General features: G+C 70.1%; 7 protein-coding genes and 1 pseudogene. 5 read left to right on the top strand and 3 right to left on the bottom strand.

Annotation, left to right across the window (positions count from 1 at the left end; translation table 11 throughout):
* Both AB0J09_RS56395 and AB0J09_RS56390 read left to right on the top strand, forming a co-directional pair.
* Positions 1–183, top strand: a pseudogene (locus tag AB0J09_RS56395) (cytochrome P450); the annotation flags it as partial.
* Positions 184–185: 2 nt separating this feature from the next.
* Positions 186–836, top strand: coding sequence for a TetR/AcrR family transcriptional regulator (locus tag AB0J09_RS56390; RefSeq protein WP_360710831.1), 651 nt, complete (start codon positions 186–188; stop codon positions 834–836).
* A 15-nt stretch (positions 837–851) separates the two neighbouring features.
* Here the strand turns inward: AB0J09_RS56390 and AB0J09_RS56385 are convergent, their stop codons facing one another.
* The 3 genes from AB0J09_RS56385 to AB0J09_RS56375 form a co-directional block, all read right to left on the bottom strand.
* Entirely contained in the window at positions 852–1,007 is a 156-nt protein-coding gene (locus AB0J09_RS56385; protein WP_360710828.1) for a hypothetical protein, read from the bottom strand.
* A gap of 196 nt (positions 1,008–1,203) precedes the next feature.
* Complete coding sequence (locus AB0J09_RS56380; RefSeq protein ID WP_360710825.1) at positions 1,204–2,019, bottom strand: SAM-dependent methyltransferase; 816 nt, start codon at positions 2,017–2,019, stop codon at positions 1,204–1,206.
* Positions 2,020–2,184: 165 nt separating this feature from the next.
* Positions 2,185–2,739, bottom strand: a complete 555-nt coding sequence (locus tag AB0J09_RS56375; protein WP_360710823.1) for a TetR family transcriptional regulator — start codon at positions 2,737–2,739, stop codon at positions 2,185–2,187.
* Between the two features lie 179 nt (positions 2,740–2,918).
* Here AB0J09_RS56375 and AB0J09_RS56370 point away from each other — a divergent pair, with 179 nt between their 5' ends.
* From AB0J09_RS56370 to AB0J09_RS56360, 3 genes are all read left to right on the top strand, one after another.
* Positions 2,919–4,130 carry a cytochrome P450 gene (locus tag AB0J09_RS56370; RefSeq protein WP_360710820.1) on the top strand — a complete coding sequence of 404 codons (1,212 nt, stop codon included), beginning with the start codon at positions 2,919–2,921 and terminating at the stop codon, positions 4,128–4,130.
* Between the two features lie 15 nt (positions 4,131–4,145).
* Complete coding sequence (locus tag AB0J09_RS56365) at positions 4,146–4,340, top strand: ferredoxin (protein WP_360710817.1); 195 nt, start codon at positions 4,146–4,148, stop codon at positions 4,338–4,340.
* 4 nt (positions 4,341–4,344) lie between these two features.
* The coding region (locus tag AB0J09_RS56360; RefSeq protein ID WP_360710814.1) for an FAD-dependent oxidoreductase at positions 4,345–4,800 on the top strand (456 nt) is incomplete at its 3' end.

Genomic DNA, 4,800 nt, shown 5'->3' with positions numbered 1-4,800 from the left:
GCCTTCGGCGCCCGCGCGCACTCGTGCCTGGGGCAGGCGCTGGCCCGCACCGAGCTGCAGGCCGTGCTCGAGGTGCTGCTGCGCAAGCTCCCCTCCCTGGAGCTCGCCGTCCCGGTGGAGGACCTGCGCCGGCTCGAAGGACTCGTCGTCGGCGGCCTGCGGGAAGTCCCGGTGCGGTGGTGACGATGACAGGCAAGACCGATCGGGCCGAGCGGGTCAGTGTGACCCGAGAGCGGATCCTGACGGCGGCGGAGCGGCTGTTCGCCGAGCACGGGGTGTTCGCCGTGTCCAACCGTCAGGTCAGCGAGGCCGCCGGGCAGGGCAACAACGCGGCGGTCGGCTACCACTTCGGGACCAAGACCCACCTGGTACGCGCGATCGCCCGCAAACACGGTGAGCCGATCGAGCGGATACGCGAGCGGATGCTGGCCGACCTCGGCGACTCCGCCGACGTGCGCGACTGGGCCGCCTGCCTCGTGCGCCCGGTCACCGAGCATCTGGACGCCCAGGGCTCCCCGACCTGGTACGCCCGCTTCGTCGCCCAGGTGGTGACCGACCCCGCGCTGCGCGCGATCATGGCCGAGGAGACTCGCTCCTCCCCCTCGCTGCGACGGACTCTCGAGGGATTTCACCGGTGCCTGCCGGAACTGCCGGCCGAAGTGCGTGCCGAGCGTAGCGACATGGCACGTCAGCTGATCACGCACATGTGCGCCGAGCGCGAACGCGCTCTCGCCGAAGGCATCCCCACACCGCGCTCCAGCTGGCACGACGCCGCGACCGGGCTGATCGACGCGCTCGTCGGGGTGTGGTTGGCGCCCGTGACTCCCGACCCTTGATGGTGCGCGGCCCGGTCACGGCGGCGACTGGGCGTTGGGTGTCGCGATGGCCCTGATGGCGCTCGGCCGCCCTTTGACCCGGCCGCTCTTTCGCTGACCGGCCAGCCACTCGTTGAAGATGGTCGGTGCGATGCGGGCTCCTTCGCCGGGCAGCAGCACGTCGCCGGCCATCCCCGTGCCGCGGCTGCCGTCGTCCTGTCGTCCCGGGCGCTCAAGGGGAGCTTGCCGGCTAACTCGCGAGACGCGGACGATGGTTCGTGGTCTGGGCCGTTGTGTCCGGATCATGCGGTGGGCGACGACTCGGAGATGCGCAGGGCGAAATCCTCAGAGCTCATGATCTCCACCCCGTACAGGCCCTCGAGGTCCCTCAGGGAACGCGAGCGACGCCGCAGAGGATTTCGGCTCCACCGGGGCCGGTGAGCGAGGGATCAAGGGTGTCTTCGGCGCGCCAGTCGGTTGTCGACACCAGGCCGGGTTCCAGCATCTCCAGGCCCTCGAAGAAGCCGGCGATCTGCTCGCGCGTGCGTGGGGTCACGTTGCCTGCCCTGGTCTTGCTGTAGACCTCGCGGCCCTCGCCCACCGTCTCGTTGTCGAGCTCGCCCATGGTCACGTGGGAGATGACCAGATGACTGCCGGAGGGCAGAGCTTCGCGAATGGCGCGCACGATGCTCTGGGCCTGCTCGTCATCGGGGATGAAGTGCAACACCGCCACCAGGAGCACGGCCACGGGCAGCCCGAAATCGAGGTGTCGCGTGATCTCCGGGTGCCCGAGAATGGCCTTGGATTCGCGCATGTCGCCCTCCACCACAATGGTGTCGGCGGTCTCGGCCAGCAGAGCTCGGGCATGCACCAGCACGATCGGATCGTTGTCGACGTAGACCACCCGCGAGCCAGGAGAGACCCGCCCCGCAACCTGATGGACGTTCTCCTGGGTCGGCAAGCCGGTGCCGATGTCCAGGAACTGCCGGACCCCGCTCTCGGCGAGCGCGCGGACGGCACGGCCCAGGAACGCCCGATTGGCCTGCGCGACCTCCTTCGCATTGGGCGACAGCTGAATGATCCGCGCTGCGGCCTCACGGTCAGAGGCGAAATTGTCCTTGCCGCCCAGCAGGTAGTCATACATCCGGGCCACGCTCGGGACGGTCGGGTCCACCCCCGTTGGGGCCTGCTCCTGCTCGGTCATCCATACTCCCTGATCTGACGCCTTGTAAGGATCTTAAAGGATCTCTATCGGGTGAGGATCGGTTGGAGCAGAGTCGTCGGTCCAGGAGGCCTTCAACTGTGTCTGCACAGTGCGCCGGTAGACCGGTCCTTTGGTCTTGAACTCGTGTACCAGCGGCCGGCGTAATCAGGCGTTCAGGCCCCGGCGCAGCAGCGTCCACGCGCGTGCGGCGGCGACGCGCCGGGCGGGCGCCGGCCTCTTGGCGATGACCGCGGCGAGCATGCCGACGGCCAGGACCACGTCCTCGGCCGTGAGGTCGGCGCGGACGCGTCCGGCGCGCCGGGCCTCGGTGAGCTTGCCCGCCAGCACGTCGGCCACGCGGTGGTGCACCGCGATGATCCGGGGGTCCGCGGGGGACACGCTGACCATGTCGATGAACGCGGTCGAGGCGATGGTCTGCTCGATGATCAGGGCCAGGACGTCATCGAGCGTGGCGCCGGGCTCGGCCGCCAGCGCCTCCACCTCGGCGACGGCGTCCTCGAACACGGCCATCGCGAGGCTGATGCGGTCGGGGAAGTGCCGATAGAGGCTGCCCTGACCGACCCCCGCCGCGCGGGCGACCATGCTGAGTGGCGCGTCGTAACCGGCGGCGGCGAACACCTCGCGAGCCGCCGCGATCAGCGCCGCCCGGTTCTGCGCCGCGGCACCGGGGCCTCTGTTCGTCCGGCGCGTGTCAGGCATGGTGGCAACGATAGCAACCGGACACCAAAGTCCGCTCTTCTGACATTGACTTTCCCTTTACTCGACATCTGCCAGAAGAGCAAGCTACGGTGTTACCGGACAGTCTTGTCCGGTTGGAGCCGGTCGCCCGACCGCTCAGCGCAGCTCAACCCCTGGTTCTGTATGACTTTGGAGGAAGTGTGAGCGACACCACTCAGCAGGTACCGCCGTACCCGTTCCCCGCGCCCAGCGCTCTGGAGCCGCCGCAGGAGTGGGCCGAGCTGCGTCAGGGCTGTCCCGTGGCGCCGATCCGGCTGGCCAGTGGCGACCAGGCGCTGCTGCTCACGCGGTACGCCGATGTGAAGCAGCTGCTGTCGGACCCCCGCTTCACCCACCACCTGGTCGCCGAAGACGCCGCCAACGTCACCTCGAACGAGTCCGGCGGCGTGTTCGGCAACGGCGGCGGCTCGCGCGTGGGCGACGACACCCACCGGGAGTGGCGCAAGCTGATCGGCAAGGCGTTCACCGCCAAGCGGGTGTCGAACATGCAGCCCAGGATCGAGGCGATGGCCGAACACCTGGTGGACGAGATGGTCAAGCAGGGGTCCCCCGTGGACCTGGTCACGGCCCTCGGTTTCCCGCTGCCGGTATGGGTGATCTGCGACCTGCTCGGCGTGCCCGACTCCGACCGCGACAGGTTCGCGTACTGGTCCGACACGCTGCTCAGCCTGACCAAGTACACGCAGGACGAGATCGACGCCGCCCAGGCCGAGTTCACCGAGTACATGCGCGCCCACGTGGCGGCCAAGCGCGCCGAGCCGGGCGACGACCTGATCAGCGAGCTGATCTCGATGGTCGGCGCGCTCGACGGCAAGGTCACCGAGGGGGTCATGCTGATGACCGCCCAGGGACTGCTGGTCGCCGGGCACGAGACCACCGCCAACATGATCGGCAAGATGGTCGCGATGCTGCTGGCCGACCGCACCCGCTGGGAGCGGCTGGTGGCCGACCGCACGCTGATCCGCCCGGCGGTCGAGGAGTGCCTGCGCTACGACACCAACTTCGGCTTCGGCATCCCCCGCTACATCAGCGAAGAGGTGGAGGTCGCCGACACCACGCTGCCGAAGGGCACTACCGTCATCTGCAGCCTGTCGGCGGCCAACCGGGACGAGGGCGAGTTCGAGGACGCCGCCGAGATGGACCTGACCCGCTCCCCCAACCCGCACCTGATCTTCGGCGCCGGGCCGTACGCCTGCCTCGGCCAGTCGCTGGCCCGCACCGAGCTGCAGACCGTGCTCAAGGTGCTGCTCGACAGGCTGCCCACGCTGGAGCTGGCCGTGCCCGCCGAGGAGCTCGCCCGCCGCGAAGGGCTCCTCGTCGGCGGCCTGGAGCAGGTCCCGGTCACCTGGTAATCGAAGGGAACCTTGATGAACATCACCGTTGACGCCGACAAGTGCTGCGGCGCGGGCCAGTGCGTGCTGCTCGCTCCCGACGTGTTCGACCAGGGCGAGGACGACGGCATCGTGATCCTGCTGGACGCCTCCCCCGCCGCGGAGCACCACGCCGCGGTCCGCGAGTCCGCCAGCGTCTGCCCGGGCGCCGCGATCACCGTGGAGGAGTGACCCCTTGACCGACGTCCTGATCGTGGGCGCCTCCGCCGGTGGCCTGGCCGTCGCGGAGGCGCTGCGCCGCAAGGGCCACCAAGGCGGCCTGACCCTCCTCGGTGCCGAGCCCCACCTGCCCTACGACCGGCCGCCCCTGTCCAAGCAGGTCCTGTCCGGGGCGTGGCAGAGCGAGCGGGCGCACCTGCGGGCCGAGGCCCAGCTCGCCGAGCTGGGCGCCGAGTTCATCCTGGGCGACCCGGCGGTACGGCTGGCCCCACACGAGGGCGCAGCGGCGTGCGCGGGGCCCACGGCGCACGAGGTGGTGACCGCGTCCGGGCGGACCCTGCGCGCTGAGGCCGTGGTCCTGGCCACCGGGCTCACCCCGTCCCGGCTCCCCGGCCAGGACGGGCTGGCGGGCGTGCACGTGCTGCGCACCCTGGACGACGCGCTCGCTCTGCGGGCCCATCTGCTCGACGGC

Source organism: Nonomuraea sp. NPDC049784, assembly GCF_040659615.1.
Taxonomy (GTDB): domain Bacteria; phylum Actinomycetota; class Actinomycetes; order Streptosporangiales; family Streptosporangiaceae; genus Nonomuraea.
This window is presented reverse-complemented; position numbering and strand designations above follow the sequence as displayed.

Bases quoted from the DNA above. Each gene is read 5' to 3' on its own strand.
- AB0J09_RS56390 (WP_360710831.1), top strand. From the start codon at position 186: ATGACAGGCAAGACCGATCGGGCCGAGCGGGTCAGTGTGACCCGAGAG.
- AB0J09_RS56385 (WP_360710828.1), bottom strand. From the start codon at position 1,007: ATGGCCGGCGACGTGCTGCTGCCCGGCGAAGGAGCCCGCATCGCACCG.
- AB0J09_RS56380 (WP_360710825.1), bottom strand. From the start codon at position 2,019: ATGACCGAGCAGGAGCAGGCCCCAACGGGGGTGGACCCGACCGTCCCG.
- AB0J09_RS56375 (WP_360710823.1), bottom strand. From the start codon at position 2,739: ATGCCTGACACGCGCCGGACGAACAGAGGCCCCGGTGCCGCGGCGCAG.
- AB0J09_RS56365 (WP_360710817.1), top strand. From the start codon at position 4,146: ATGAACATCACCGTTGACGCCGACAAGTGCTGCGGCGCGGGCCAGTGC.